This window comes from Bizionia sp. M204 (assembly GCF_023205095.1).
Taxonomy (GTDB): domain Bacteria; phylum Bacteroidota; class Bacteroidia; order Flavobacteriales; family Flavobacteriaceae; genus Algorimicrobium; species Algorimicrobium hallyeonense.
In genome coordinates this window covers 1,494,705-1,520,930 of record NZ_CP046242.1, presented here as the reverse complement: position 1 = coordinate 1,520,930, position 26,226 = coordinate 1,494,705, and the positions used below count along the sequence as shown (strand labels likewise).

The following is a 26,226-nucleotide window of genomic DNA, read 5'->3' as shown; positions in this document are numbered from 1 at the left end:
TATTAACAGTTGTGTTTAGCGTCTAGAGCGTCTTGGTCTTTCAGAACCGGAATCGTTACTAGTTTCTGTACGTCTTGGTTTAGAGTCGCTATCACTTCTGCGGCTACGTCTGTTTCCAGAATCGCCACCACGATCACTACGTCCACCACTTGAACGACGTTCACCTCTTGGCTTATCATCACGTCGTTTTCCTCCAAAACCACTTCCGCCACTTCTGCGTTTGTTTCGGCTAGTACCACGACCTTTATCTTCGCTTACTTCTACATTTACAAAACGACCTTCGTGTTTGAAATCCGTAAAGAATGCCAATACTTTTTCTTGTAAACCTTTTTCGGTTGTAAAAAATGAGAAACTTTCTTTAACATCCACTTTAAAAACGTCATCACGACCTAATTCTAAAACTTCTTTAAGGAAATCTTTTAGCTTCATCCAATCGTAACCATCTTTACGACCAACGTTTATAAAGTAACGTGTATCATTGGCATTACTGGTATAACCACGTCCACCACCATCATCAGAACGATCACTTCCACGAGATTCTGTTACGTTTTGAATACGTGATTTTGAATAGTAATTAAAGAAACGCGTAAATTCTACAGAGAAAAATTTCTTAATTAATTCATCTTTAGATGTGTCAGCAAATAGTTCGTTGATACTTTCTAAATACTTATTAATTTCAGGGTTTATTTCTGTGTTGTGGATTTTATTGGCAAGCGACATTAATTGAACTTCACAAATTTCTATGCCATCAGGAATTTCTTTTTTAATGAAGTCTTTCTTAATGATGCGTTCAATACTTTTAATTTTACGAACCTCGCTTTTTGAAACAATAACCATAGAGATTCCTGTTTTTCCAGCACGACCAGTTCTACCAGATCGGTGTGTGTATACTTCCGGTTCATCCGGTAACTGGTAGTTTATTACGTGTGTAATATCGTCTACATCAATCCCACGAGCAGCAACATCTGTTGCCACTAGCATTTGAATTTGCTGGTTTCTGAAAGATTTCATTACCAAATCACGTTGATTCTGACTTAAATCGCCATGTAATGCGCCAGCACTGTAGCCGTCTTCAATTAATTGTTCAGCTACTTTTTGTGTATCGCGTTTTGTTCTACAGAAAATAACAGAAAAGATATCTGGATTTGCATCGGATAAACGTTTTAAAGCTGCATAACGATCACGTGCATTAACTAAATAATACTCATGCGTTACTTGACTCGTACTTTCATTTTTATTTCCTACTGTAATCTCAATAGGGTTTGCCATAAATTTCTTGGCAATATTGGAAACCTCTTTAGGCATGGTAGCCGAGAATAACCAGGTGTTTTTGTCTTCAGGTGTATGCGATAAGATATCAGTAATATCCTCTTTAAAACCCATGTTTAGCATTTCATCAGCTTCATCTAAAACGGCGTATTCAATTTTAGAAATATCTACTAATCTACGCTTAATCATATCTTTCATACGACCAGGTGTAGCAACAATAATTTGTGCACCTCTTTTAACCTCGCGTGCTTGATCTGTAATACTAGACCCACCGTAAATTGCTACAACGTTTAAACCTTTACAGTGTTTACCGTAAGCTTTCATTTCGTTGGCAATTTGCAAACACAATTCACGTGTTGGCGAAAGGATTAAACCTTGTGTTGTGCGACTATCCATCTGGATTTTTTGCAACATTGGAAAACCAAATGCAGCTGTTTTTCCCGTTCCAGTTTGCGCTAAGGCAACTAAATCGGTGTCTTTTTCTAATAAAATGGGAATTGCTTGGGATTGAACATCACTAGGGGTTTCAAAACCCATGTCAGTAATAGCTTGTAATAGGTCGTCATTAAGACCTAAATCTTGGAATGTATTCATTCGTGTTTAATAAGTAATCGATTATGTTTTGTAGTGTTACAAAAGAAGAGAATCGACATACTTAACCTAAACTTCTAGTAACACACCCTCACCCTGAGGAATTAATTTGATAGAACGTCAGGTTCCGCCAAATTTCGTGCAAAGGTACACTTTATTTTTAATTTAATTATTAGGAATGTAGAAATGTTAAAAATTAAAGTTACAATGGCGTTCAGGTAACGCTACTTCTTCGCTTTATTGATGTTTTTAGTTTTTAGGAACTCTTTTTATAATTAATCGAATTTGTCCCATATGATTCGCTTGATGTTCCATAACATGATACCACGCCCAATGGTTGTTCATACTAGAATTTTTTATTTTTGAATTAAACCAGGTATCATCTTTGGTTTTTAATAGTTTCAAGGTTTCTTTTCTAACTGCATCCCAAATATCTAAATAGTAACTAATAGGTTTATTTACAAGTTCGCTTCTAGCTGGTTTGCCTAACTATAAAGGCATTAGCCAGGTTTCGTTTTCGTCTTTGTTCAAACTTCTGTTTTCAAACGTATATAATTGGTAATATTTTTCGGTGGCTGCCAAATGTAAAATCATGGCACCCATGCGGTTCGCATCATCATCTAATAAAAAATCGACTTCATTTTGATTCAGGTTTACAACACCAGCAGTAAGGCGTGCTTTTAAATCTTCCAGCATGGAAACCATATTTCCTATCTGCGTTGAATAGCCTTTAGGAGCTTCAATTGTATTTTGAGCGTGTAAAGTACTGCTAAAACAAACTGTGAGGAATACGAGATACAATGTGCGTTTTTTCATGTGTGATTTTAGCTATTTACTGTTTAGTTAAACTTATTTTTTATAGCAGATTCTACGCGAATAAATAGCACAACAACAAGTATAACCATGAAGCTAATACCAATTAATGTGGCTATTTTTTCATTGGGTTGCACAATAAAACCAAGCAACCCGGTTAAAGCTAAGACAACTCCTAATTTCATCATTTCTATAGCGGAATAAATTTGTGCAAAATCCCATCGCTCTTGATTTTTCATGGAGCTTGCCGTACGATAACCATACAGACCATTTATTTTTTTAGGCGGAAACTTCATCATGATGAATCCAACAATTAAAAAAATTAATCCTGTAGATACAGGTATGATGAATATCGGGTTGCTAGTTGGTAGATCCATTTTATTCTGTTTTTCCACTTTCAATTTAGAGAATTAATTTCTAATTCAAATGATAGGTTGTGTATTTAATATCAAGACAATCAATTTATCGATTTAAATTTTTAAACTTTGTTCACCATTAAAATCCCCCAAGTTGCTAATACAAAAGGAGCAGTAAGGGTAATTAAGCCCGTCATGGCCATACCTATATTTAGTAATGTGGATAGAATAATTGCACTGGTAATCCATAAAAAATCCTTCCATCCGGTTCCTACAAGTGCTATAGCGCATAGTATGGCGTTGTAACCCATGAGTCCCGCGTTAATTGTAGATGAAGATTCTGAAACAAGCCATCCAACAATGGGCCCTAAAACTGCTGCGTAGGCCGCATATACGGCCATTAATTTATTATTCAGTAAAATTCCTATAAAGAAAAATAATCCTGTTATACTATTTTCTTGAAACATGACTTGACCGAAACTATTACCAGAGGATATTAGAAAATTAAGACTACTTTCAATTTGCTCTAATGGCGCCAATAGTGGAAAATTAAAAATAACTATCAGGAAATATATGGTTAGCCATGTAGCCATGACAAAAGGAGCAGTAAAAGGCAGGATAATTTTTTGTAAATATGCCATGATTACCGTTGATAAAATGGCACCTAAAAAGAGTGCGAAAACGGTTACGACAGAAACCTCAAAAAAACAAAACACTGCTATACCTGTTAATGTTCCATTAAAACCATATAGGCCGTTTTTAATGGCCTCTTTTGGATACTTCAAAACATGAGCCGAAACGGTGCTTATTATTGTGCCGAATAGAGCTGCTAATCCTAATAGCCAGGAGTTGTAGAAAATTCCTATTAAAAATAATAGACCAGAATATATATTGTTTTGAAACATGACTTGTCCTATTCCCCGCAAAATGGTTTGTATAAAGGTCATTAAAATTTGAAATTAAAATTAATTATATAGGTTCTATCCGTGTAAACAATATACTGGTAACTGAAATCTTATTTGGAGGTTAAATCTATTTTTTCATAGATTTTCCCATCACGATTTATAGTTGTTTTACTTTTCTTATCTGCAATAAAAGCTAGAACTTGATTTTTAATATCGGGGTTGATTTCTTTCTTTGGAATCGTTTTTTGGTTGAATTCATTTAAATCGGTTAATATGCCATTTTCTAGTTTGAATGCTAATTGTGATACAGCAACAATCATTTCCGCGTAATAATTATGAAAAATTTTAATTTCGTTGATGCCATCATGGAGTTTGGCGGTTTCTAATAATTCATATTGAAATGCATTCTGTGCGTCAGGATTTTTATAGCCTATTTTAATAATTTCCGATTGTGGAAATTCAATACGCATAGAAACTTCTGAAATAGCCGAAGTGAATTTTGGGAATTCTTGATACTTTCCGTCAATTTCAATTAGTAGTTGTTCTGCATTTTGCTCATAAGGTTGCTTGTAGTAAAACGTAATATAATTTTTATTTTCAGGGTTATGTAACCCGTAAAAATGGAATTTTTTAGTTAATTCAGGATTGGGAAAAAGTGTAATTTGATTTGAATTTGATAGGGTATAGGTGCCATATATTTTTAAATCCACATTCCCGAAAGAGGCAAAGTAGAAAAATGTTTGATCTTCCAACAAATACATGCCAGCAGCCATCTCAAAACTTGAAAGCTCATAAAACCCTTCAGCTGATTTATAATTGCTTTGGGAATAAATAGAACTTGTAACCATCAGAAGAATTAGAAATTTATAAGTTGTCATAAGTCATTTTTATTTTTTAGACTGGATGTCTATTTTAGCTGTTTTTAAGCCATTTCCTGTTACTGTTAATGTCATATTACCAATTTTATCTGTGGATTGAACGGTAACAACCAATTTTCCGCTGAACAATTTCATGGTTGGAATATGAAACATTTCTAAAGAGGTGGCATCACCATTACAAACAGCACGAAAGCTGCCAGTTCCTGATACTTTAAAATTTAATTGATTGGTAGCTGTTGGACATTCTATCCCATTTTTATCGACGACGGAAACCGTAACATAAGCTAAATCATTGCCGTTTGCTTGTAATTCCAGTCTATCCGTTTCTAATTTTAGGGCATAGGGTTCTCCTGAAGTTTGAATTCGTTTTTCAGCTACGGGATTACCAGCATCATCCAAAGCTATAACCTTCAATTCACCGGGTTCATAAATAACATCCATCCACATAAGTCGGTAGCGTGTTAAGGCGGTAGAATCATTTTTTGTTTGAACCCCTAAGCTCTTTCCGTTTAAAAATAATTCGGCAGCATTATAATTGGTATAAACGAAAACTGGAATGGTATCACCTTCTTGACCTTCCCAGTTCCAATGTGGTAAAATGTGTAAGGTTTCATCGTTGGTATTCCAGCGGCTTCGATAATGGTAATAACGGTCTTTTGGTAAACCCGCTAAATCAATCATCCCAAAATAGGAACTTCGTGAGGGCCATTCTTTATAGTAAGGCGTTGGTTCGCCTAAATAGTCGAAACCTGTCCAAACAAACTCGCCAATAACCCAATCATGTGTGTCTTGTAAAACAGCATCCACATCTGGTGTGTTGGACCAGCTACAATATTCTAAATCGTATGACGAACTTTGAAAGTCATCATATAGTTTCATTTGAGCTTCTTTAACCGGAAATTTATAAATCCCGCGAGAACTGACTGTTGATGCTGTTTCCGAACCTAAAATGAGACCTTGGGGAAATTTCTCATAGGCTTCTTCGTATAAATACGTTCGGTAATTTAACCCTGGAATATCCAAAAGTGCTCCAAAACCAGACGCCATAGTAGCAGTAACCTGATCCATGCCAACGGTTACCGGTCGTGTGGGATCTTCTCTGTGAAAAATATCTTGAATCATTTTGGCACGTTTGGCACCTTCCGAACCAAATTGATCTGGGACTTCGTTACCAGCACTCCACATAACTATACATGGATGGTTTCTGGTGGCATGAACCAGATTTACGATATCTTTTTCCACATCGGTTTTAAAAAAGCGATTGTAGCCATTTTCAACCTTGGGTTCTGCCCACTCATCAAAGGATTCGGCTAGAAATAGAAAGCCCATTTCATCGCATAGCTCCAATTGCTCTATGGATGGCATGTTGTGGGAACTACGAATGGCATTAGCTCCCATATCTTTCAAAATGCGTAGTTGTCTTTTTAAAGCGGACTTGTTAACAGCTGTTCCAAGAGGACCTAAATCATGATGTAAACAGACGCCTTTAAATTTCGTGATGTTCCCGTTTAAACTAAAGCCTTTGTGTGCTTCATAATTAATACTGCGAATTCCAAAACGTGTTGAATAGCGGTCTTGAAGTTGATTATCCTTGTAAATTTCTGAAATGGCTGTGTATAAATATGGCGCATCTAATTCCCAGAGCTTGGGGTTTTGAACAGGAATGTTTTGTTCGAATTCCTGATTAAATATCTGCGTCGTTTTCTGTGAAGCGACTTCCTGTCCATTGGTGTTTACAATTTTAGTAACGAGCGTTAAATTTTTGCCAGAAACTTTAGTTTTAATATTTACTTTAGCAAGATTATCGCTTATAAACGGTGTGGTAACAAAGGTTCCCCATTGATCTACCGAGTTTTTATTTTTAATAATTACTTTAACGTTTCGGTACAATCCTGCGCCAGGATACCACCGTGAGGATAGTGGCAGATTAGATAAATGAACCGCAATGGTGTTTTCTGCGTTTGCGGTAATATATTTTGAAATATCGAAGTAAAAATAATTGTAACCAAAATTCCATTCGCCAACCTTTTTCCCATTAATATAAACTTGGGGTTCGCTCATGGCACCATCAAAAAGGATGATGGCTTTTTTGGTGTCATCAAAACCTGAAGTTAAAAATGTGTTTCGGTACCAAGCTTCGCCAACATAAGGTAATGCACCACTTCTGCCTGTTAATGCTGCAGGTTTATACATGCCATCTTGCGCAATGGTAACTTCTTGAATGTCTATATTTTTATCAAATGGTCCTTTAATGGCCCAATCATGCGGGACGGTTACTGTTTCCCATTTAGAATCGTTAAATTGTTTTTGAAAGGCTTGATCGTTGGATCCCTTTTGGAACTTCCAATTATCCGTTAATAGAATGGTTTGCCGCTCTTGTGAAAAAACAGAAAAGGATGTAATTAAGTAGAGTAAGAGAAGAAGCAACGATTTAAAATTCATATTTAAATTTTTATAATTTGTTTGAAAACATGGTGGTTTATTTAATACCATCTTTGCCATCCGTTAGCCAGGCTAATGACAGTTTTACAAACACATTTTGGGAATAATCGTCTTTTTCAAAAAACAAACCGATATCACCATTTTTAAGAAGGGTCATGGTGGAATATGCTGCCGATCCTGGATAAATGACCTTGCCTTTACTCCAGGTTTTTCCTTCGTCATAACTTATTTTAAGCGTTAAATTTTCTCTGGAATCTTTGGAATTTAAATTTGAAAACAACAATCTATTTTTAGTTCCACCGTTTTTAATAGAACTATACCGAATAAGACTAGCATTACAACTAGGGTCCACTAACTGATTATCTGGACGGGATGTCCACGTGTTTCCGTTGTCCTTGGAGGTGTGAATATATCGAACCCCTAAATTATTTACGCGACTATTTATCATTAAGGAGCCGTCTTCCAATTCAATAACTTTCGATTCGTCGGCAGGTTTGATGGCTGTTTCTATGAGGCTCCAATTTTTTCCATGGTCATCACTTTTAAATAAGAATAAGCCGTTTTCTAAATTTACAAGCGTGTGGATTAATGTGCCAGAACGGGTTTGAATGCCTCTTCCAGACGTGATGAATTTAAAATCCGTTTTCCATTCGGGTTTTGTAATTTGCGATGTCATATCAGTAGGAGTAGACCAGGTTTTGCCATGATCCATGCTAGAAATCATTTTTAAATAAAACACATTTTTCTCGGTTTTCAGATTCATATAATTAAAGAACATGAAAATTTCGCCTGTGGTTTCATCTAAAATCATGGATGGGTCTGAAGCGGATTCACCCAAGGGATAATCAACTATGGTTTCAATATCGGACCAGGAATTGCCATTGTCTGAACTCCTACGCATAACAATATTAATGTCATTACTCCATTTTAAATCGCCACAAGACGGCACGCGTTCATCAATGGCTGTAATGATGTCGCCATTTTTAGCAGTTATAAGGGATGGAATTCTGTAGCAAGAAACACCTTCCTTCATATCTGCACTAAACAGATTTATAAATTTTAAATCGTTCTCAATAGCTTCAAGTTGTTCACCTTGTCCGAATAAAAAACAAGGGAAGAGTAATGTGGAAAGGACTACTTTAATGTTCATGTCTTACATCTTAAAATAAAGATATGAAGATACCATATTTGGTTGAGGTTTTCAACTGCTGGATTCGTCAAATTGGTTTGAAAGGCTTCATAAGGATGCAAATTTTTCTATAACTAATAACTTGCAGGTTACAAGCCTGTAAATAAAGGTTTTATCTAGCTTGTTTTATTTGTTTATCTTATTGAAACAAAACGTATCTAGGCGGAATAAGGCCGTTTAGCCTCATTTAAACTAACATTTGTCCTCTATGGTGGGTGATGTGGTCTGTAAGTAAAAGGAAAATTTGTCTTTTGGACCTATTCAACCCGAAATAGTCTAACTCGTCATCTAGTTGCGTTGTATTAAATTGTTTAATGAGTTTTATAGTTTTGTTAAATGTGTTGTCAATTAAGGTAATCATTTCTTTTTTAGATTTATGGCTCACCTTAAAAACCGTATCTGTTTTCCATTCTCTGGCTTCTCGATTACCCAATAGGGATTGACTATGCCAATCCATAGCATAACCTATATGCATTAAGTTTTCGGCAAAGGTTAAAGATTCTGGTGTTGCTCTAAAACCATATTTATCCGCTGGCATTGTTTCTGCAATAAGAAGTAAGTATTTACGAGAGTTTTCTAATCGTTCCAAATAGTCGTCAATAAAACGATCTTGTTGCGCAAAAAGCGGTGTTGCAACTGAACTAAATAGTATAAAACTTGTTAGCGTGAGTAGTTGTTTCATAATGGTAAGTTTTCTGTTTTTTTAGAGCATATTAATTAAGCAATTAAACAGGATTATTTTAGTTCAAACATGTCGTTTTCAATGCTCATTTCAATCAATTCAATTGCCGTGTATGTTAATTTGAACTTATCAGTCTGAAGTGAAAATTTTAAATAGGGTCTTTTAGCTATCTCATAGTATTCATTCAAATAAAAATCGTTGTGTTTGGAAAATAAGTCAGAATTTAATTTTGGACTTTTTAAACTGAAGCAATAATTAAGGATTATTTCTCGGTTATTGAATTTACGAATAGCTATGTATTCGTAACATTCACAGTCCAGGCCCATTATTTTTGTACTTTCGATTTTTCCGCTATGCATTTTTTTAATTGAATTTCTTTGTGCGTCGAGCGAATCAATTTCTAACGTGTTTTTTTTGGTAAAATAAAGTTTCCCTTTTTTAGCAAGGTATAACTGTGAGTCTGATCCAAATTCTGAACTATTTAAGTGAACTCTTCTGAAATCGCCCGTTTTAGAATAATACATGATTAAACTATCACCATATTTGTCTGTTATTTTTTTTTGTAAACTATCAGAAGCAAATTCTGATGTTGTGATGTCTGTTGAAAATATTATTTTTCCTTCAAAACTACTTATAGGTGTTTTCAACTCTTCCTTAAAATTATCTTGCGAAGATTTACAGCTCACTAATACTAGAAGTAAAATTATAACTATTCTTTTCATTTATTTTATGTTTGTTTAGCTTGGGCTTTAAAGCTTATCCCCACATTTTTAAACTTTAATAGAATTTTTGAAATAGCTAAATAAATTTATTAAAATACCAGCCAATTCAAAATCTAGACACTAATTGCTTTTTTTCTTTGTTGTAAATAATGTTATGAAAACGACTAGGAAGAATACGAAAAACAGCCAATCATTTATCCCATAAACGGAATAAAACATACCTGCCATGGTATCTTTTTTATAAACGTCTGCGATGTCATTATTTAAAATCCACTGTGTCCAAATACATCCATATATTAATTTTTCCAAGGCAAAAACGGCGACAAGCCATTTTACTGAATTATAATGCTTTGCAACCGATATATAAGCAAGACCCCAAACAGCAATCATTAATAAACCGAAATTAGACATAACAACGGGGTCTGTTTCAGGAATGGTGGAATTGGTGAAGAATCTTGAAAAGATTAAAACCGATAGGTTCATTAAACCAGCTACAACAAATCCTTTTGTAATTATTTTGTTTTTCAATCCCATATTTTATGTTTTATGCTGAAGTATTTGTAATCTACACCTTGCTTAAAATATTTTTTCCAGTAATGGCAATACTAGTAAGTACACCTGAAAACAATGCGCCTGCAACGCCTGCTGTGACAATGTCTTGACCCGTTAGGTAAAAGTTTTTTATAGGTGTTCTTGGTTTTAAAAAAGGTTGTCTGAAACGGGAAGGCGTGTGGTCCAATCCGTAAATTTCGCCTGATTGATAATTAACAAAATGTTTGGTTGTTAATGGTGTGGATAATTCTTGATGAACAATTTTGCCTTCCACTTGCGGTAATTGTTTATATAATTCTGTTAAGAGTCTATTGGTAATATTTTCCTTAATGGCTTCGTAATCATCACCTCTTTTTTTCCAGGAGGTATCCGACCATTTTTCAAAAGTTTCATAGGGAATAAGTGTAATTATATCAATGCTGCTTTTTCCAGGATATCTATTAGACCAATCCGGATCTTTAGCACAAGGAAATGAAATATAAACGACAGGGAAAGGTTGTGATAAATCGTTTAAATAATTGTCAACGCAGGTATCATGATCGCCTTCCGCTGGATATATCCATTGATTTGTTTTCGGAATTTGCAGCGCTTCAGGCGTACCTTCTAATCCTAAATATAAGCTTACATGCGCTACTGATGGTTTTACTTGTTGTAACTGTTTATTTAGTTTGTGTTTTATAACTGTAGCTTCGGGTAATAATGTGGTGTAGGTGGTTACAATTCCAGCACTACTTACAATGTTTTTGGCCTTGAAAACATGGCCATCTTTCATTTGCACGCCAATGGCCTTGTTGTTTTTAATGATAACTTCCTTAACTTCAGCACTTACTAAAATAGTACCACCAGAAGCCGCAATAACAGGGTCGATAGTTTTTACAATTTGAGAAGAACCACCAATAGGGAAACTACCACCGTCAAAATAGTGACAGGCAACAGAAGCATGCATGGAAAAACTACTTTGTTTTGGTGGTAATCCATAATCGCCATACTGACCTGTTAATACTTTTATTAAAGCTTCATTATCGGTGATAGAACGTAGTACTTGATAGGTTGTTTGATCTGAAAATTTATGAAATGGACGTTTTAAATACCAGCCAATTATCCTGTTTAAAAACGGTGGAATGGCTTTCGTTAAGTAGAAATTTCTACTTGTTTTAGCAGCTTTAAAAACGGTATCAACATAGGTGTTTATGGCATGTTTTTCGTCTGGAAACGCGGCTATCATACTTTCTTTAAAATTAGAAACACCTTTTACAAAGTGGTAAGGCTTATCACCAATAATAATACGGTCATAGACGGGACCCATATCTGCCCATTCCAATTGACTATCACTGACATAATTAAAAATTTTGCGTAGGATACTTTTTTCGCTTTGCACGTTTCCTATATAATGAATTCCCACATCCCACTCAAAGCCTTTACGTTTAAAAATATGTGTAAAACCACCAGCTGTGTAATGACGTTCTAAAACCAAAACCTTTTGTCCTTCTTTGGCTAAAATAGCAGCTGTTGCTAATCCGCCCATACCAGATCCAATTATAATCGTATCGTAAGTTTCTTGTAATTGAGGTTTTTGCTTATAGGATTGGACCATCTAATATATTTTCAACCAAAATACTATAATTAAAGCAGTTTTAAAGAAACATGTTCCGTATTAATTGAAACGAATATAACAGGTTGGGTATTTTATGTTTTTAGAAGCAGTATTTCAATTGTAAGAAAATCTGTTTTTAGTGTTTGTTGATTAAAGTCTTTTACCGTCAGATACATAAAGTGATTTCTATATTTTAATCCATGTTTTTGAAACCAAATTGTAATTCTTTGAAAATAATGCCACCAACTTTTTCTAATGAACTAGTTGAGGGTTTAAGAAGATTAGCTAAAGATATTGACAGCTAAAGATTATGGGAAATTTGTTAAGGTTTTAATTGTTTTTTATCGCAGTACTTTGCTTTCATTAATTGATAGTTCCACTTAATAAATGATTAGTGATTTTAATTAATAAAACCTTTGCTTCTCTATACTTCTTTTCTAATGCACGAGCATTGAAAATATTGTTTTCTATTTCATTTTCAAACTGTACTTCTTGTAATAAAGCTAGATTATTAATATCAAATTTAGAATTTTGAGTATTGTCTTTATAAAAGTCAATATTAACTAATGAGCCTTTTGTTTTTATAATGTTTATTGGACCATCATTTGATGTTTCTAGCGCATTTTGCCATTCTAGGATGTCCTCAAAAAGCCTTTCCCATGTATATAACAACGCTTTTAATTCTACGTCTTTAATATCGGTTAATTTTCCAGCATTTTTAATCTCATTTAACGTAAATGTACTTGGATTCCAAGTTGGTAATTCAATAGCTTCAAATAAGAGACTATCAATATGTAATTCAGGGATATCCATTTTTTCCTTTCCAAAATAACTTAGTAATTCGTTACCTGCTGAAATTTTTCTTTTTATGCGTATTAAATCTATTTCTAACTCTTTTAAATTGGTTGTAAACTCGTTGTGTAGATTTTCTGTAAGAATGTTTAAAGCATGCTTTTCGTTTCTGTTTTCGTTCCAATTATTTATTTGAAGCGCAATTAAAATCCCAATTACTACAAGTATTATTTCACCGATTGCATATTTAATGTACCTAGCTCGCGGTAAGGCGGGCTTTCCAGTTTTGTTTTCCATAAACAAGTTTTGGCGAATTTTTCTGAAGAATTTAATCATTGTTTAGCGGTTGGTTATAATTAAGTATAACATTTGAATATAGCTAAAATGCTAAATACTAATTATATATATACCAAATCTATTCATTTTAAATAAGTTTGCCAAAACGTAGTTCTAGTTATTTTTTCACAACCCATTCAAAAAGGCCACCAATTGCCTGACTGCTTTTCCACGATGACCAATGCGGTTTTTTTCGTCTAAAGCTATTTCGGCAAAGGTTTGGGTGTAGCCTTCCGCTTTAAAAATAGGGTCGTAACCAAAACCGTCAGTTCCAGATTTGGTTTCAGTTATACTACCTTTACAAATACCTGTAAAGGTTTCTATCGTTCCATTTAAGTGTAAAGCAACAACGGTTTTAAATTGGGCATTCCGGTTGGCTTCGTTTTTTAAGTTAGTTAGGAGTTTGTTCATATTATCATGGGCATCGCGTTGTTCACCTGCGTAACGTGCAGAATAAACACCAGGTTCGCCATGCAAAGCTTCAACTTCCAAACCCGTATCATCAGCAAAACAGTTATAACCATAGTGGGTTTTAATATAATTCGCTTTCTGGATGGCATTACCTTCAATGGTGTTTTGGGTTTCTGGAATATCCACATCGCAACCTATGTCTTTCAAACTCAATAGCGTAATATGCTGGGGAATTAATTGTTGAACTTCTTTTAATTTATTTAAGTTGTTTGTAGCGAAAACGAGTTGCATATTCTATTATTTAAAGTATATTTAGCTAATAGCAAATGTACTTTAAAATCTGATATCAGATAAACTTAAACCTCTTTATGCGCTTCATATTTTTTCTTTTTACAATATTATTTTTTGGCTCTTTTTCCATGCAATCGCAAATATTGAAAGACGTCGATTCCACCAAGGTTTATAAGGTAGTGGATAGCTTATTTATTGATCGGGATTTAGAAAATTATTCGGTGCGGCTGTTTTCAAATTACAAAGTTAAACGTTTTACACTTCGCGATGACGATTCAAAAACACGGTTTATTCCAAGTAACCCTTTTGGTATTGGTGTTGGTTTTGCTAGTAGAAAAATAGTAGTTGATATTGCATTTAACCTGAAAAATAATAAGGATAGGATTACTAATAAGTTTGATATGCAAGGCACAACTATTATTGGTAAGAATCATTTTGTTAATTTCTATGTGCAAACATACAAGGGGTACAATGTAAAAAACAACTATAATGAACCTACCATTTTTAGAGGCGATATCAAGTCGGCAACCGTTGGTTTTAACTACCTCTTTACATTGTCTGAAATTGAATTTTCGTATGCCATGCTAAAAGCGGGTGTTTCAAAACGCAATAAAAATGTCCATATAACGGGTGGTTTAGGAACCTTTGCTGTTTTCGATTACTTTTCAGGGGATGAAACAATTTTGTCCGATGAAGGCGCCTTGTTTTACAATGAGCAAGCTAATATAAAACGATATAGTTCTCATGGAATAGGAGTATTAGCCGGATTTATTTCAGCTTTTATGTTGCCAAAAAACCTGATAGCTTCATTTAATGTCATGCCAGGTATTGCCGTTATGAATAAACGCGTAACCATTCCAGACGACACCTACAGACCATCTAACCCAATGCTATATAAAATTGATTACACGGCGGCATTAGCCTATAATGCGGAACGCTACTATGTGAGTCTTATTTATAATGGCAGTGCCTATTCTACAAGCTTGGATTTTGACAATAAACAACTCTTTAGTTTAAGTAAAGCTAAATTGGCTTTTGGCTATAAGTTATGGGCCAAAAAGAAGAATAAATAGTTAATCCTTTTATAAAATGAAGTGGAAATACTAAATAATTGGTATTTTTATATAAATGGTATGCTTCATATTTAAATATATGATACATATCATATTTATATAGACTTATAGATAGTACATTTGAATATAAACAATCCAAAAAACTTATAATTATGACAATAAACTTTCAATACGTTAACCTAGATACAAGTGAAGCTTTGACTGCCTTTACTAAAGAAAAATTACAATCGCTTATAAAAAAATACGATTGGTTAATTAATTGCGATGTTCAATTTAAAAAAGAAAACAGCACCAAAGAAGAAGGCTATATTTGTAGTATGGAATTAAGTTTGCCAGGACCTCGAATTTATGCTATTTCAAATGAAAAGAATTTTGAAGCATCTGTAAAAGAAACCATCAGCGATTTAGAGAAACAACTTAAAAAACGCAAACACACCTTTTCTGTTAAATAACAAACATCTTACCTATGGTGATACGGTTCGTTTTTTAATATGGTAAATGCACGATATAACTGCTCCACCATAAACAACCGTATCATCTGGTGAGAAAATGTCATTTTGGATAATGACAACTTACCTTGAGCCTTTGCATATACTGCTTCCGAAAATCCATAAGGGCCACCAATAACAAAAACCAATTGTTTTATTCCAGAATTCATATACTTCTGCACGTATTCTGAAAAGGCTACGGAATGCATTTGCTTCCCATTTTCATCTAATAAAATAAGTGTGTCTGTAGGGTTGAGTTTGGAGAGAATCAGTTGGCCTTCCTTGTCTTTTTGTTGGGCTTCACTTAAATTCTTTACCTTTTTTAAATCTGGAATTATTTCAAATTCAAACTTGATATAATGAGATAGTCGCTTTTGGTAATCATCTATCAAGACTTGTAGTTGTTTATTGTCGGTTTTGCCTATGGCAAGAAGTTTTATAGTCATGTGCGATTTAAAGAATATTTTCAGTGATTAAATAATTTAATTTCGTGCTGGTGAATGACTTAAAAGCAATGGGCTTTGTGACTGTAATAGAGTTCATATTGAAAAATTCCAGACCCCTTAAATCGTTCTGTGGTTAAAGTCTTTTGCCAATCCTTTTTATATTTGGACCAATTATCTGTTTTTAAAAGTTTATTAGCGGATCTGTCCGGAAAATGTGTGCCAATCAAGAAATATTCGCCATCAGGTTTTATAAAAACAGTACTATAGTGACTCCTAATTTTGAAGAAGTTGTTTTTAAAAAAGCCGTTATCTGCAATCCAATTAAAATTGGTGTACGTATTGGCTAATCCATTGCTTTCATCTACTAAATAAAAGATTTCAGAATTAAAACGTTTTTCAAATTTCTTTTTACATTTTTTACTTCTCTTAATAAAATCCTTCCGACCTTTAATATACGATTTTTCTGTCAGATTAGAATGTCTAGAGTTTATTGATTTGGTAGAGTCTAGATTAAGATCATGGACTATTCGCATGTGTCTATTATAATTAGCCAATGCTTTTTCAAAAGGCAATATTGAATCATAGAACTTAACAATAAGCGTTTTATTAGGCTTTATAATTTTTTTAGAATCACGCATTAATAACTTTCTTATTTGTGTGTAGGCCGTTGGGTCTATTTTTCCGAAGTGGAATTTAGGAAGCACTTTATTGATTTTTAAAGTATCTAAATCATATTGAATACATTTGAAAGCTTGCAAACTACATTTTTTTGAGTAAGTTAAGACGTCTATCTCTTTCATATTCTCATCCATGTATATTTCTTTTTGTGAATATACATGAAGACCAATAAAAATAGTAAACAGTGTAAAAGCTAATTTTTTTATGATCATAAGTAGGGTTTAATTAAAAATGCTATATTTTCGTAGTGTCTAAAATAACAAAAAATGATAACCCAAGACCAATTTAATACAGAAATAGACTTAATAATAACCAATGCCATCCGTGAAGACGTTGGTGATGGTGATCATAGCTCATTAGCCTGCATTCCTGCAGAAGCAACGGGAAAAGCCAAGTTACTAGTAAAAGATAAGGGTATTATTGCTGGTGTAGAATTTGCAAAACAAGTATTTGCCTATATTGATAAAGATTTAAAGGTAGAAACACACATTAAAGACGGTAGCCCCGTTAATTATGGCGACATTGTTTTTTATGTGGAAGGATCTTCACAGTCTATATTAAAAGCCGAACGATTAGTTTTAAATGCCATGCAACGCATGAGTGCTATTGCAACAAAAACCAAGCAATTTGTAGATTTGCTAGAAGGCACTGGAACCAAAGTTTTAGATACCCGAAAAACAACACCTGGTATTCGCGCACTAGAAAAATGGGCTGTAAAAATTGGAGGTGGCGAAAATCATCGGTTTGCCTTGTATGATATGATTATGCTTAAAGATAATCACATAGATTTTGCAGGAGGTATTACTAAAGCCATTGAAAAAACCAAGCAATATTTAAAAGATACCAATCGCGATTTAAAAATTATTGTGGAAGCAAGAAATTTGGATGAAATACAAGAAATTTTAAAAACTGAAGGTGTGTATCGTATTTTAATAGACAACTTTAATTATCAAGATACCAAAAAGGCTGTGGCGCTAATTGGCAACACATGTTTAACAGAAAGTTCTGGTGGTATTAATGAGCAGACCATTAGAAACTATGCCGAATGTGGCGTTAATTATATTTCATCAGGTGCCTTAACGCATTCCGTTTATAATATGGATTTAAGCTTAAAGGCTGTTTAATTCACTGTAAAACGCTCTAAATAAAATTGAACCCTAAATGTCAAAACCTGTAGAAGATAAATTGGCCAATATACCTATTGTCAATCTGTTGGTTAAATTTTTAAAGAAATTCAAGCTGCCAGGGTTGGAAGGTTTGTCCTTGTATGATTTAATGGAACTCTACACAATTGGTATTGTTAAAGGTGCCCTAACCACACGAGCCAGTGCCATTGCTTTCAACTTTTTTACGGCTATTTTTCCGTTTCTATTATTTGTATTGATTGTTATTCCTTACATACCTATAGACGATTTTAAAATAGAATTTCAACGGTTTCTAAATTCGTTTTTACCACCAAGTACATCCGATTTTTTCTTTGCTAATATTTTTGAAAACATTGATAGTACAGAACGTGGTGGATTTTTATCATCCGTTTTTTTAGTGTCTATTGCTTTAATGGCCAATGGAATTAATGCCGTTTTTGCTGGTTTTGAAAGCTCCTATCATGAACAATTAAGCCGAAATATTTTTAAACAATATATGTATGCCTTGGGAGTCGCGTTAATTCTTGCGTTTCTTTCCATTCTTACCGTCGCATTTTTTGGGTATTTTCAAATTTATATAATAGGTAATTTACAAGCTTTTGGTTACGTGGATGCAGAAAGTACTGTTATTTGGGTGCCTATTGTTAAATATGTGTTTTTTGTAATCATGATTTATTTAGCAGTGGCCACCTTGTATTATTTTGGGACCAGGGAAGGGAAGGAGTCTAGGTTCTTTTCCATTGGTGCTTTATTTACAACTTTATTGATAATTGTAACCTCTTATTTTTTCGGGTTATATATCACTAATTTCTCACAATATAATAAGCTTTACGGCTCCATTGGTGCACTTTTAATATTGCTTTTTTACCTGTGGCTAAATAGTAATATTCTACTCATGGGCTATGAATTAAATGCCTCCTTGAATCGTTTAAGAAAAGGGTTTTAATATGAAGGATTTTTTTATAGACGTTATATTGCCTATTCCGCTTGAAAAGAGCTTTACGTATCGAATAACAATTGCCGAATCAGAATTTATTAAGCCTGGTATGCGTGTGTCTGTTCCTTTTGGAAAAAGTAAAATTTACACCGGAATTGTTCAAGCTATCCATACCAACGAACCATTAATTTATGAAGCGAAAGATATTCATCAAATTTTAGACGAAACACCAATTGTTACTCAAGCGCAATTCCGTTTATGGGAATGGATGTCCAACTATTACATGTGTACAGTTGGCGATGTGATGCGAGCTGCCCTTCCGGGTGCTTTTATTTTAGATAGTGAAACCATTATTTCCAAAAATATGACTTTGGAAATTAATGAGGCCGATTTAAAGGACGACGAATTCCTAATCTACGAGGCATTACAGCATCAAACCTCATTAAAAATCCAAGACATTAGTAATATTGTCGATAAAAAAAATGTGCTTCCATTAGTGAAACGCTTGTTAGAAAAAGAAGCAATTTCAGTTCATGAAGAAATATTTGATAAATATAAACCCAAATTGGTCCGTCATGTAAAACTTCAAAATACGTTTCATTCCCAAGCTGCGTTACAGGAGTTGTTAGAAGATTTAAGTCGCGCGCCCAAACAACGCGATGTGGTAATGACCCTATTTTCATTAACCGCTAAATCAAAAAAGCCCATTCCAGTTTCCGATTTAACAACAGCTAGCAACAGCTCATCAGCCATTGTAAAGTCTTTAATAGATAAGGAGATTCTGGAGGAGTATTTTGTACAAACAGACCGTGTGCAGTATGATGATCAGGAAACCGAAGGTTCCAAACATTTAAACGAAGCGCAAGAGGTGGCTATGAAAGATATTTTAGAATCCTTCCAAAGTCAGAATATTGTTTTGCTACATGGCGTAACATCATCTGGGAAAACAGAAATATATGTCAAGCTTATTGAAAATGCATTGCAGCAAGGAAAACAGGTGTTGTATTTGCTTCCAGAAATTGCGCTTACCACGCAATTGGTATCCAGATTACAGAATTATTTTGGTGAGCAAGTGGCGGTTTACCATTCTAAATATTCCAGCAACGAACGTGTTGAGGTCTGGAATCAGGTTTTAAGTAACTCCCCAAAAGCCCAAGTTATTTTGGGTGCGCGATCGTCTGTGTTGTTACCTTTTCACGATTTAGGTTTAATAATTGTGGATGAAGAACACGAACAGTCCTACAAACAATTTGATCCTGCACCACGATATCATGCCCGGGATACCGCAATTGTTTTAGCAAGTGTTTTCAAAACCAAAACATTATTAGGTTCAGCAACACCAAGTCTGGAAAGCTATTTTAATGCGCAACAGCAAAAATATGGATTGGTAGAATTAACCACCCGTTTTAATGATGTGTTGATGCCTGATATTGAATTGGTAGATATAAAGGACAAGCAGAAGCGTAAACGGATGAAAGGCCATTTCAGTGATCGGTTAATAGAAGAAATGACAGAAACCTTGGAAGATGGTCATCAAATTATCTTGTTTCAAAACCGGAGAGGATATTCGCCAATTATTGAATGTGAAACCTGTGGGCATTCGCCGCAATGTCCAAGTTGTGACGTGAGTTTAACCTATCATCAATATCGCGATCAGTTGCGTTGTCACTATTGTGGGTATCACAGTGTCATGATTAAAAAATGTGAAGCGTGTGGCAGCGTGGAATTAGATAATAAAGGTTTCGGAACCGAACAGGTAGAGAAGGAGGTAAGCATCCTGTTTCCAGATTATAAAGTAGCGCGTATGGATTTAGACACCACACGAGGTAAGTATGGTTACGAAAAAATTATTACCACCTTTGAAAATCAAGAAGTGGATATTTTAGTGGGAACACAAATGCTTACCAAAGGATTAGACTTTAGAAACGTAAAATTAGTTGGTGTTATGAATGCTGATAACATGCTTAATTTTCCAGACTTCAGAGCCCATGAACGTAGTTTTCAGTTACTATTGCAGGTTTCAGGACGTGCAGGACGTACAGATAAGCGTGGGAAGGTATTAATCCAAACCTATAATCCGCATCATAATATTTTGCAACAGGTTTCTACTAATAACTATGTGCAAATGTTTAAAGAGCAGATGGACGACCGCTATAATTTTAAATATCCACCGGTTTATCGTTTGATAAAAATCACCCTAAAACACCGTGATTATAATAAGGTGAATGTTGGTGCCGATTGGTATGCTAAATCCTTACGACAGGTTTTTAAGCAGTATGTTTTAGGGCCAGAATTTCCGCCAGTTTCTAGAATTAGAAATCAATATCATAAAAATATATTGGTTAAAATTCCGAATAAACAATCGCTGGCCAAAACAAAAGCGGCTATTTTAAAAATTAATACGAGTTTTTCGAGCGTAAAGGATTTTAGGCCAATTCGCGTCATTCTGAATGTAGATAATTATTAGAAGGATGGTATTACAAAGCAAAAAAAATCCTGATGTTTACATCAGGAATTTTATTAAATATTGTTTAGTGCATCGACCAATTGGGTCTTTTTATTTCGACTTAAAGGAATTTCATAAGCGCCAACTTCAACGTTTTTACTATTAAAACGGTCCACTTTATCTAAATTCACGATATACGATTTATGAATCCTTAAAAATTTTCCTTCAGGAAGTTCATGTTCAAAAGCTTTCATCGTAGAAAGGACAACAAGACTCGTTTCTTCCGTAACTAATTTTACATAATCGCCAAGTGCTTCAATCCACTTAATATCTTTAATATAGACTTTACGTTTTTTCAGGTTACTTTTCACAAAAATGTGTTCACCTTCAGTTTCGTTAAAATCTAATTTAAGTTTATGCTGTTCAACGGCTTTATCAACAGCTGTGTTAAAGCGCTCTCGTGTAATAGGTTTGTGTAAATAATCCGTAGCATCATAATTAAATGCTTTAAAGGCGTATTCCGTTTTGCCTGTTACAAATATAATTTGGGGTTTGTTATTTAAAACGTCCAACAATTCAAAACCATTTAATACAGGCATTTCAATATCCAAGAAAATTAAGTCTACTTTATGGGTATTTAAGCCGTTTTTGGTTTCTAACGCACTATTGTACTCGGCAATTAAATTAAGTGAGGGGTGATTTTCAATTAATTTAACAATCGAGAGACGTTGAATCGCGGAGTCGTCAACTACTACACAGTTTAATGTCATAACATTTTGTTTTATTTCGGTTAAGATATCGACAATAGTACAAAAAATTCGGTTAAAAACCAAATAACACCGATAAAACGTTTATTTTAACATTTCATTAACAAGATTTCATTGAAATAATAAAAATACGAATATACTTTGAAATTATGTTGTAATATATGAAATAAATAATTACTTTTGCACCCATTTTTAACTATAAAATTTAGATTTTTATGAATCATTATGAAACTGTTTTCATCTTAAATCCCGTTTTATCTGAAGTTCAGATAAAGGAAACAGTACAGAAATACGAAGATTTTCTTGTTTCTAAAGGAGCGAAGATGATATCCAAAGAGGATTGGGGCTTAAAAAAATTAGCCTACCCAATTCAAAACAAAAAAAGTGGTTTTTATCACTTATTCGAATATCAAGTTGATGGCGAAGTTATCAATCCATTAGAAGTAGAGTTTAGACGTGATGAGCGTTTTATGCGTTACTTAACGGTAGCTTTAGATAAGCATGCTGTAGCTTGGGCAGAAAGAAGAAGAGTTAAACTTAAAGAAAAAGCGTAATTATGTCATCTATAGAGCAACAAGCAAAAGGAAAAAAAGACGGTGAAATTAGATATTTAACACCGTTAAATATAGACACCAACAAAGCGAAAAAATACTGTCGTTTTAAGAAATCTGGTATCAAGTATGTGGATTATAAAAATCCAGACTGGTTATTAGGATTTGTAAATGAACAAGGTAAAATTTTACCAAGACGTTTAACAGGAACTTCTTTAAAATACCAAAGAAAAGTATCTGTGGCTGTAAAAAGAGCACGTCATTTAGCATTAATGCCATACGTGGCCGATTTATTAAAATAAAACACTCATAACAATGGAACTTATATTAAAACAAGACGTTGAAAATCTAGGATTTAAAGACGATGTTGTAACTGTAAAGAATGGTTATGGGAGAAATTATTTAATTCCTCATGGTCAAGCTATTTTAGCAACTGCTTCTGCAAAGAAAGTATTAGCTGAAAACTTAAAGCAACGTGCATTTAAAGACAAGAAAATTATTGATGACGCTACTAAAATTGCTGAAGCTATCAAATCTTTAGAGATTAAGATTACGGCTAAAGCTACAGAAGGTGCATCAGCTGGTGATAAATTATTTGGTTCAATTACCAAAGCAGATTTAGTTGAAGCTTTTGAAAAAGAAGGACACACTATTGATAAGAAATTTATTACTATCACAGGTGGTAGTATTAAGCGTTTAGGTCAGTATGATGCGGTTATTCGTTTACATAGAGAAGTAACTGTAGAATTACCATTCGAGGTTATTGCACAAGCGTAATTTAACACTTTGCATAGTATAATAAAAACCGTTTAGAATGGCTCTAAACGGTTTTTTTAATGGCCATTTTTAAAGATTATTACCCGAAACCTGTTACCATGAGATTATCAATCATACTCGTTTTTTTCGTCCTTTTTTCATGTAAGGATAAAACAAAGGAACCAAATCAATCCCTTCCAACTAAAGAAGCGGTTGGTTCTACTTTAAGTCCTTCTGCTTTAATAAAAGCCTTTCAATACCAACCCCAAGCATCACCTTTAATAAGTGTGCATAGAGGTGGCGTTGGATTGGCTAATTATCCCGAAAACTGTTTAGAAACTATTAAATATGTAAATGATAGTATAGCAGCCGTTTTTGAAATTGATGTGGCTAAAACTAAAGATGGCATCTTGGTTTTAATGCATGACCATACATTGGATCGTACAACCACAGGAACTGATAAATTAACAAACTATACGTTTAATGAGCTTCAAGCCTTTTATTTAATTGATGACTTTGGAACTCGTACCAATTTTAAAATCCCAAAATTTACAGAAGTTCTTAAATGGTCCAAAGCGAATAATGCCATATTAACCATTGATATTAAGAAAAGTGTCGATGTGGCGGAGGTTATTCAAGCCATTCGCGAAAATAACGCTGAAGATATTTCTATAATTATTACGTATGATATGGAACAAGCTAATAAAGCATATCAACTAGCACCCGATTTATTATTGTCTGTTTCTGCTAGGAATCAACAAGAATTAAATTGGTTATTAGAATCTGAAATTCCTACACATAATATGATTGCTTTTACGGGAACCAGATTATCTGATACCACCTTATACAATAAGTTGCATAAACAAGGAATTAAAACCATGTTAGGAACGTTGGGTAACTTGGATAAGCAAGCGGAAACCAAAGGCGACTCTCTTTATTTGAAATGGCAAAAGTTAGGTATTGATGTCTTTGCAACCGATAGACCATTTGAAGCTGCCAACGCCTTGAATATTTTAAAATAATAGCATAATAAATAATTAGTACCATGAAATACGCAAGATTAACCAAAGAACAATTTGAAGAATTACATCAAGAGTTTATAAATTTTCTAGCGACACAGACCATCACAGCCGATGAGTGGAACGATATTAAAATTAATAAACCTGAAGTGGCTGAACAGGAACTAGACGTGTTTAGTGATTTGGTTTGGGAGGGTGTTTTAAACAAAGTCGTATATATTGAGCATATTTCGCCACAACAAATGCACTTATTTCATTTAAAAGACGATATAATGCACTTGATAGCTGTGAAGCTTAAAAACCCAATCGATTTAACCACAACAGACGGGTTTAATTGGTTGCGTGAGAACTTAATGGATGATGATGTAGAGTTTCTTCAAGCCAAAAAAGAGTATTCAGAAGATAAAAATGTCGATAAATTTCAACTCATTCAACAAGGCGGTGTAATTACTAAAGGCGACTTGTTTCAGTATTTAGATAGACTGATTAATTAATAGTAGCATTGTCTTTGCGAAAAATTGCGATAGGAGAGAAGTGGCAATTTGTTGAATTGATTCCCAATAATTATTAAAAAGATAATTACGCTTATTTAAAGTAAAAAGAGCGTAATGACAGCTGATTATTAATTATTTTTGTTAAGAAGTTAGTATGAATAAGTCCTGATGTTTGTCGGGATTAAAAAGAGATTTCCACTTTCGTGGTAAAAGATTATGGCACAAAAACCAAGCATACCAAAAGGCACAAGGGATTTTAATCCGGAACAAGTTGCCAAACGTAATTATATTTTTCAAACCATCCAGAAGCAATTTGAAACCTTTGGGTTTCAGCCAATAGAAACCCCTAGTTTTGAAAATTCGGATACCCTTATGGGAAAATATGGCGAAGAAGGGGATCGGTTGATTTTTAAGATTTTGAATTCTGGAGATTATTTGAATAAGGTTGATGATGGGTTGTATTCTGAAAAGGACTCTAATAAAATAACAGCTAGCATTTCTGAAAAAGCGCTTCGTTACGATCTTACCGTTCCCTTTGCGCGATACGTGGTACAACACCAAAATGAGATTGAGTTTCCATTTAAGCGCTACCAAATGCAACCAGTTTGGCGCGCGGATAGACCGCAAAAAGGACGTTTTAGAGAATTTTTCCAGTGTGATGCCGATGTGGTTGGATCAACCTCCCTATGGCAAGAAGTGGAATTCGTACAATTATATGACAGCGTTTTTTCGGCATTAAAACTGGAAGGTGTTACCATAAAAATTAACAACCGTAAAATATTATCGGGTATTGCCGAAGTTATTGATGCCAGTGATAAACTCATCGACTTTACGGTTGCTTTAGATAAATTGGACAAAATTGGCGAGGAGAAGGTAAAAGCAGAAATGTTGGAAAAAGGCATTTCGCAAGACGGTATTAATACATTACAGCCGTTGTTTACATTGTCTGGCGACTTCAATTCGCAAATAGAGCAACTTAAAACTATTTTAAACAGTTCAGAAGATGGTAGAAAAGGTATTGAAGAATTGGCATTTATTGATAAAGCCATTTCAGAACTCGGTCTACAATCTGCCAAATTACAATTGGACGTTACTTTAGCACGTGGTTTAAATTATTATACAGGCGCTATTTATGAAGTCTCTGCACCAGATGGTGTCAAAATGGGATCCATAGGTGGAGGTGGTCGTTATGACGATTTAACGGGAATTTTTGGTATGCCTGATATGAGTGGTGTTGGAATTAGTTTCGGGTTAGACCGCATTTATTTAGTATTAGAAGAACTGAATTTATTTCCAGAAACGGTGACTAAAAATATTGATGTGTTGTTTATCAATTTTGGTGAAGCGGAAGCGCTGTTTAGTTTAAAAGCTATTAAGCATTTGCGCCGGCAAGGTGTTAATGCCGAATTATATCCTGATGATGCTAAAATGAAAAAGCAAATGAATCACGCAAATAAGCGACACATTCCTTTTGTGGTTTTAGTAGGTGATAACGAGATGGAGCAAGACACATACACATTAAAAAATATGATTTCAGGTGAACAATTTGAATTGTCATTAGATGCTTTGACTCAAAAATTAACTTAAAGCTATTGTAATTAGA

Annotated in this window: 28 protein-coding genes; 11 read left to right on the top strand and 17 right to left on the bottom strand. The window is 34.1% G+C overall.

Annotated features, from left to right (window positions below; genetic code table 11):
* Positions 1–15: 15 nt before the first annotated feature.
* From GMA17_RS06800 to GMA17_RS06735, 14 genes are all read right to left on the bottom strand, one after another.
* Entirely contained in the window at positions 16–1,863 is a 1,848-nt protein-coding gene (locus tag GMA17_RS06800; RefSeq protein ID WP_248400383.1) for a DEAD/DEAH box helicase, read from the bottom strand.
* A 246-nt stretch (positions 1,864–2,109) separates the two neighbouring features.
* A complete protein-coding gene (locus GMA17_RS06795; RefSeq protein WP_248400382.1) occupies positions 2,110–2,265 on the bottom strand; it encodes a hypothetical protein in 156 nt (51 codons plus the stop codon).
* Positions 2,266–2,349: 84 nt separating this feature from the next.
* Positions 2,350–2,676 carry a hypothetical protein gene (locus GMA17_RS06790; protein WP_248400381.1) on the bottom strand — a complete coding sequence of 109 codons (327 nt, stop codon included), beginning with the start codon at positions 2,674–2,676 and terminating at the stop codon, positions 2,350–2,352.
* Between the two features lie 23 nt (positions 2,677–2,699).
* Positions 2,700–3,050, bottom strand: coding sequence for an SdpI family protein (locus GMA17_RS06785; protein WP_248400379.1), 351 nt, complete (start codon positions 3,048–3,050; stop codon positions 2,700–2,702).
* Between the two features lie 101 nt (positions 3,051–3,151).
* Positions 3,152–3,976, bottom strand: a complete 825-nt coding sequence (locus GMA17_RS06780; protein ID WP_248400378.1) for an urea transporter — start codon at positions 3,974–3,976, stop codon at positions 3,152–3,154.
* 68 nt (positions 3,977–4,044) lie between these two features.
* Positions 4,045–4,812: a hypothetical protein gene (locus tag GMA17_RS06775; RefSeq protein ID WP_248400377.1), complete on the bottom strand. Its 768-nt coding sequence runs from the start codon at positions 4,810–4,812 to the stop codon at positions 4,045–4,047.
* A 9-nt stretch (positions 4,813–4,821) separates the two neighbouring features.
* On the bottom strand, positions 4,822–7,254 hold the full coding sequence (locus tag GMA17_RS06770; RefSeq protein ID WP_248400376.1) for a glycoside hydrolase family 2 TIM barrel-domain containing protein: 2,433 nt from the start codon (positions 7,252–7,254) through the stop codon (positions 4,822–4,824).
* Positions 7,255–7,291: 37 nt separating this feature from the next.
* Positions 7,292–8,404 carry an exo-alpha-sialidase gene (locus tag GMA17_RS06765; RefSeq protein WP_248400375.1) on the bottom strand — a complete coding sequence of 371 codons (1,113 nt, stop codon included), beginning with the start codon at positions 8,402–8,404 and terminating at the stop codon, positions 7,292–7,294.
* 226 nt (positions 8,405–8,630) lie between these two features.
* Positions 8,631–9,125, bottom strand: a complete 495-nt coding sequence (locus GMA17_RS06760) for a DinB family protein (protein WP_248400374.1) — start codon at positions 9,123–9,125, stop codon at positions 8,631–8,633.
* Positions 9,126–9,178: 53 nt separating this feature from the next.
* Positions 9,179–9,847 carry a hypothetical protein gene (locus tag GMA17_RS06755; protein ID WP_248400373.1) on the bottom strand — a complete coding sequence of 223 codons (669 nt, stop codon included), beginning with the start codon at positions 9,845–9,847 and terminating at the stop codon, positions 9,179–9,181.
* 120 nt (positions 9,848–9,967) lie between these two features.
* Positions 9,968–10,381, bottom strand: a complete 414-nt coding sequence (locus GMA17_RS06750) for a hypothetical protein (RefSeq protein ID WP_248400372.1) — start codon at positions 10,379–10,381, stop codon at positions 9,968–9,970.
* A gap of 31 nt (positions 10,382–10,412) precedes the next feature.
* Complete coding sequence (locus tag GMA17_RS06745; protein ID WP_248400371.1) at positions 10,413–11,993, bottom strand: NAD(P)/FAD-dependent oxidoreductase; 1,581 nt, start codon at positions 11,991–11,993, stop codon at positions 10,413–10,415.
* Positions 11,994–12,356: 363 nt separating this feature from the next.
* Positions 12,357–13,082: a DUF6090 family protein gene (locus GMA17_RS06740; protein ID WP_371922422.1), complete on the bottom strand. Its 726-nt coding sequence runs from the start codon at positions 13,080–13,082 to the stop codon at positions 12,357–12,359.
* Positions 13,083–13,247: 165 nt separating this feature from the next.
* Complete coding sequence (locus tag GMA17_RS06735) at positions 13,248–13,823, bottom strand: non-canonical purine NTP diphosphatase (protein ID WP_248400368.1); 576 nt, start codon at positions 13,821–13,823, stop codon at positions 13,248–13,250.
* 77 nt (positions 13,824–13,900) lie between these two features.
* Between GMA17_RS06735 and GMA17_RS06730 the strand changes: the two genes are divergently transcribed.
* Complete coding sequence (locus GMA17_RS06730; protein WP_248400366.1) at positions 13,901–14,896, top strand: DUF4421 family protein; 996 nt, start codon at positions 13,901–13,903, stop codon at positions 14,894–14,896.
* A gap of 152 nt (positions 14,897–15,048) precedes the next feature.
* The gene (gene hpf, locus GMA17_RS06725) at positions 15,049–15,348 is read left to right on the top strand and encodes a ribosome hibernation-promoting factor, HPF/YfiA family (protein ID WP_248400365.1); all 300 of its coding nucleotides are present in this window, start codon (positions 15,049–15,051) and stop codon (positions 15,346–15,348) included.
* A gap of 8 nt (positions 15,349–15,356) precedes the next feature.
* On the opposite strand, the gene rlmH is transcribed toward hpf, so the two are convergent.
* Positions 15,357–15,830 (bottom strand): 23S rRNA (pseudouridine(1915)-N(3))-methyltransferase RlmH, encoded by a 474-nt coding sequence (gene rlmH / locus GMA17_RS06720; RefSeq protein WP_248400364.1) that lies wholly within the window; start codon positions 15,828–15,830, stop codon positions 15,357–15,359.
* Between the two features lie 59 nt (positions 15,831–15,889).
* Entirely contained in the window at positions 15,890–16,720 is an 831-nt protein-coding gene (locus GMA17_RS06715; RefSeq protein WP_248400363.1) for a hypothetical protein, read from the bottom strand.
* Positions 16,721–16,774: 54 nt separating this feature from the next.
* Here GMA17_RS06715 and nadC point away from each other — a divergent pair, with 54 nt between their 5' ends.
* From nadC to priA, 3 genes are read left to right on the top strand one after another with little or no spacing between them, the layout of a single operon-like run.
* On the top strand, positions 16,775–17,632 hold the full coding sequence (gene nadC, locus GMA17_RS06710; RefSeq protein WP_248400362.1) for a carboxylating nicotinate-nucleotide diphosphorylase: 858 nt from the start codon (positions 16,775–16,777) through the stop codon (positions 17,630–17,632).
* 37 nt (positions 17,633–17,669) lie between these two features.
* Positions 17,670–18,599 (top strand): YihY/virulence factor BrkB family protein, encoded by a 930-nt coding sequence (locus GMA17_RS06705; protein WP_248400361.1) that lies wholly within the window; start codon positions 17,670–17,672, stop codon positions 18,597–18,599.
* Position 18,600: 1 nt separating this feature from the next.
* Positions 18,601–21,057, top strand: a complete 2,457-nt coding sequence (priA, locus tag GMA17_RS06700) for a primosomal protein N' (protein ID WP_248400360.1) — start codon at positions 18,601–18,603, stop codon at positions 21,055–21,057.
* A gap of 53 nt (positions 21,058–21,110) precedes the next feature.
* Here the strand turns inward: priA and GMA17_RS06695 are convergent, their stop codons facing one another.
* Positions 21,111–21,806 carry a LytTR family DNA-binding domain-containing protein gene (locus GMA17_RS06695; RefSeq protein WP_048331193.1) on the bottom strand — a complete coding sequence of 232 codons (696 nt, stop codon included), beginning with the start codon at positions 21,804–21,806 and terminating at the stop codon, positions 21,111–21,113.
* 212 nt (positions 21,807–22,018) lie between these two features.
* Here GMA17_RS06695 and rpsF point away from each other — a divergent pair, with 212 nt between their 5' ends.
* From rpsF to hisS, 6 genes are all read left to right on the top strand, one after another.
* Positions 22,019–22,357, top strand: coding sequence for a 30S ribosomal protein S6 (gene rpsF, locus GMA17_RS06690; protein ID WP_248400359.1), 339 nt, complete (start codon positions 22,019–22,021; stop codon positions 22,355–22,357).
* Positions 22,357–22,656 (top strand): 30S ribosomal protein S18, encoded by a 300-nt coding sequence (rpsR, locus tag GMA17_RS06685; protein ID WP_197072705.1) that lies wholly within the window; start codon positions 22,357–22,359, stop codon positions 22,654–22,656. The genes rpsF and rpsR overlap by 1 nt, the downstream gene beginning before the upstream one ends.
* A 13-nt stretch (positions 22,657–22,669) precedes the next feature.
* The gene (rplI, locus tag GMA17_RS06680) at positions 22,670–23,131 is read left to right on the top strand and encodes a 50S ribosomal protein L9 (protein WP_248400358.1); all 462 of its coding nucleotides are present in this window, start codon (positions 22,670–22,672) and stop codon (positions 23,129–23,131) included.
* A 59-nt stretch (positions 23,132–23,190) separates the two neighbouring features.
* A complete protein-coding gene (locus GMA17_RS06675) occupies positions 23,191–24,132 on the top strand; it encodes a glycerophosphodiester phosphodiesterase family protein (RefSeq protein ID WP_248400357.1) in 942 nt (313 codons plus the stop codon).
* A gap of 23 nt (positions 24,133–24,155) precedes the next feature.
* Positions 24,156–24,623, top strand: a complete 468-nt coding sequence (locus tag GMA17_RS06670) for a DUF6495 family protein (RefSeq protein WP_248400355.1) — start codon at positions 24,156–24,158, stop codon at positions 24,621–24,623.
* 216 nt (positions 24,624–24,839) lie between these two features.
* Positions 24,840–26,210 (top strand): histidine--tRNA ligase, encoded by a 1,371-nt coding sequence (gene hisS, locus GMA17_RS06665; RefSeq protein WP_248400352.1) that lies wholly within the window; start codon positions 24,840–24,842, stop codon positions 26,208–26,210.
* Positions 26,211–26,226: the final 16 nt, after the last annotated feature.

Bases quoted from the DNA above. Each gene is read 5' to 3' on its own strand.
- GMA17_RS06800 (WP_248400383.1), bottom strand. From the start codon at position 1,863: ATGAATACATTCCAAGATTTAGGTCTTAATGACGACCTATTACAAGCT.
- GMA17_RS06790 (WP_248400381.1), bottom strand. From the start codon at position 2,676: ATGAAAAAACGCACATTGTATCTCGTATTCCTCACAGTTTGTTTTAGC.
- GMA17_RS06785 (WP_248400379.1), bottom strand. From the start codon at position 3,050: ATGGATCTACCAACTAGCAACCCGATATTCATCATACCTGTATCTACA.
- GMA17_RS06780 (WP_248400378.1), bottom strand. From the start codon at position 3,976: ATGACCTTTATACAAACCATTTTGCGGGGAATAGGACAAGTCATGTTT.
- GMA17_RS06775 (WP_248400377.1), bottom strand. From the start codon at position 4,812: ATGACAACTTATAAATTTCTAATTCTTCTGATGGTTACAAGTTCTATT.
- GMA17_RS06770 (WP_248400376.1), bottom strand. From the start codon at position 7,254: ATGAATTTTAAATCGTTGCTTCTTCTCTTACTCTACTTAATTACATCC.
- GMA17_RS06765 (WP_248400375.1), bottom strand. From the start codon at position 8,404: ATGAACATTAAAGTAGTCCTTTCCACATTACTCTTCCCTTGTTTTTTA.
- GMA17_RS06760 (WP_248400374.1), bottom strand. From the start codon at position 9,125: ATGAAACAACTACTCACGCTAACAAGTTTTATACTATTTAGTTCAGTT.
- GMA17_RS06755 (WP_248400373.1), bottom strand. From the start codon at position 9,847: ATGAAAAGAATAGTTATAATTTTACTTCTAGTATTAGTGAGCTGTAAA.
- GMA17_RS06750 (WP_248400372.1), bottom strand. From the start codon at position 10,381: ATGGGATTGAAAAACAAAATAATTACAAAAGGATTTGTTGTAGCTGGT.
- GMA17_RS06745 (WP_248400371.1), bottom strand. From the start codon at position 11,993: ATGGTCCAATCCTATAAGCAAAAACCTCAATTACAAGAAACTTACGAT.
- GMA17_RS06740 (WP_371922422.1), bottom strand. From the start codon at position 13,082: ATGGAAAACAAAACTGGAAAGCCCGCCTTACCGCGAGCTAGGTACATT.
- GMA17_RS06735 (WP_248400368.1), bottom strand. From the start codon at position 13,823: ATGCAACTCGTTTTCGCTACAAACAACTTAAATAAATTAAAAGAAGTT.
- GMA17_RS06730 (WP_248400366.1), top strand. From the start codon at position 13,901: ATGCGCTTCATATTTTTTCTTTTTACAATATTATTTTTTGGCTCTTTT.
- hpf (WP_248400365.1), top strand. From the start codon at position 15,049: ATGACAATAAACTTTCAATACGTTAACCTAGATACAAGTGAAGCTTTG.
- rlmH (WP_248400364.1), bottom strand. From the start codon at position 15,830: ATGACTATAAAACTTCTTGCCATAGGCAAAACCGACAATAAACAACTA.
- GMA17_RS06715 (WP_248400363.1), bottom strand. From the start codon at position 16,720: ATGATCATAAAAAAATTAGCTTTTACACTGTTTACTATTTTTATTGGT.
- nadC (WP_248400362.1), top strand. From the start codon at position 16,775: ATGATAACCCAAGACCAATTTAATACAGAAATAGACTTAATAATAACC.
- GMA17_RS06705 (WP_248400361.1), top strand. From the start codon at position 17,670: ATGTCAAAACCTGTAGAAGATAAATTGGCCAATATACCTATTGTCAAT.
- priA (WP_248400360.1), top strand. From the start codon at position 18,601: ATGAAGGATTTTTTTATAGACGTTATATTGCCTATTCCGCTTGAAAAG.
- GMA17_RS06695 (WP_048331193.1), bottom strand. From the start codon at position 21,806: ATGACATTAAACTGTGTAGTAGTTGACGACTCCGCGATTCAACGTCTC.
- rpsF (WP_248400359.1), top strand. From the start codon at position 22,019: ATGAATCATTATGAAACTGTTTTCATCTTAAATCCCGTTTTATCTGAA.
- rplI (WP_248400358.1), top strand. From the start codon at position 22,670: ATGGAACTTATATTAAAACAAGACGTTGAAAATCTAGGATTTAAAGAC.
- GMA17_RS06675 (WP_248400357.1), top strand. From the start codon at position 23,191: ATGGCCATTTTTAAAGATTATTACCCGAAACCTGTTACCATGAGATTA.
- GMA17_RS06670 (WP_248400355.1), top strand. From the start codon at position 24,156: ATGAAATACGCAAGATTAACCAAAGAACAATTTGAAGAATTACATCAA.
- hisS (WP_248400352.1), top strand. From the start codon at position 24,840: ATGGCACAAAAACCAAGCATACCAAAAGGCACAAGGGATTTTAATCCG.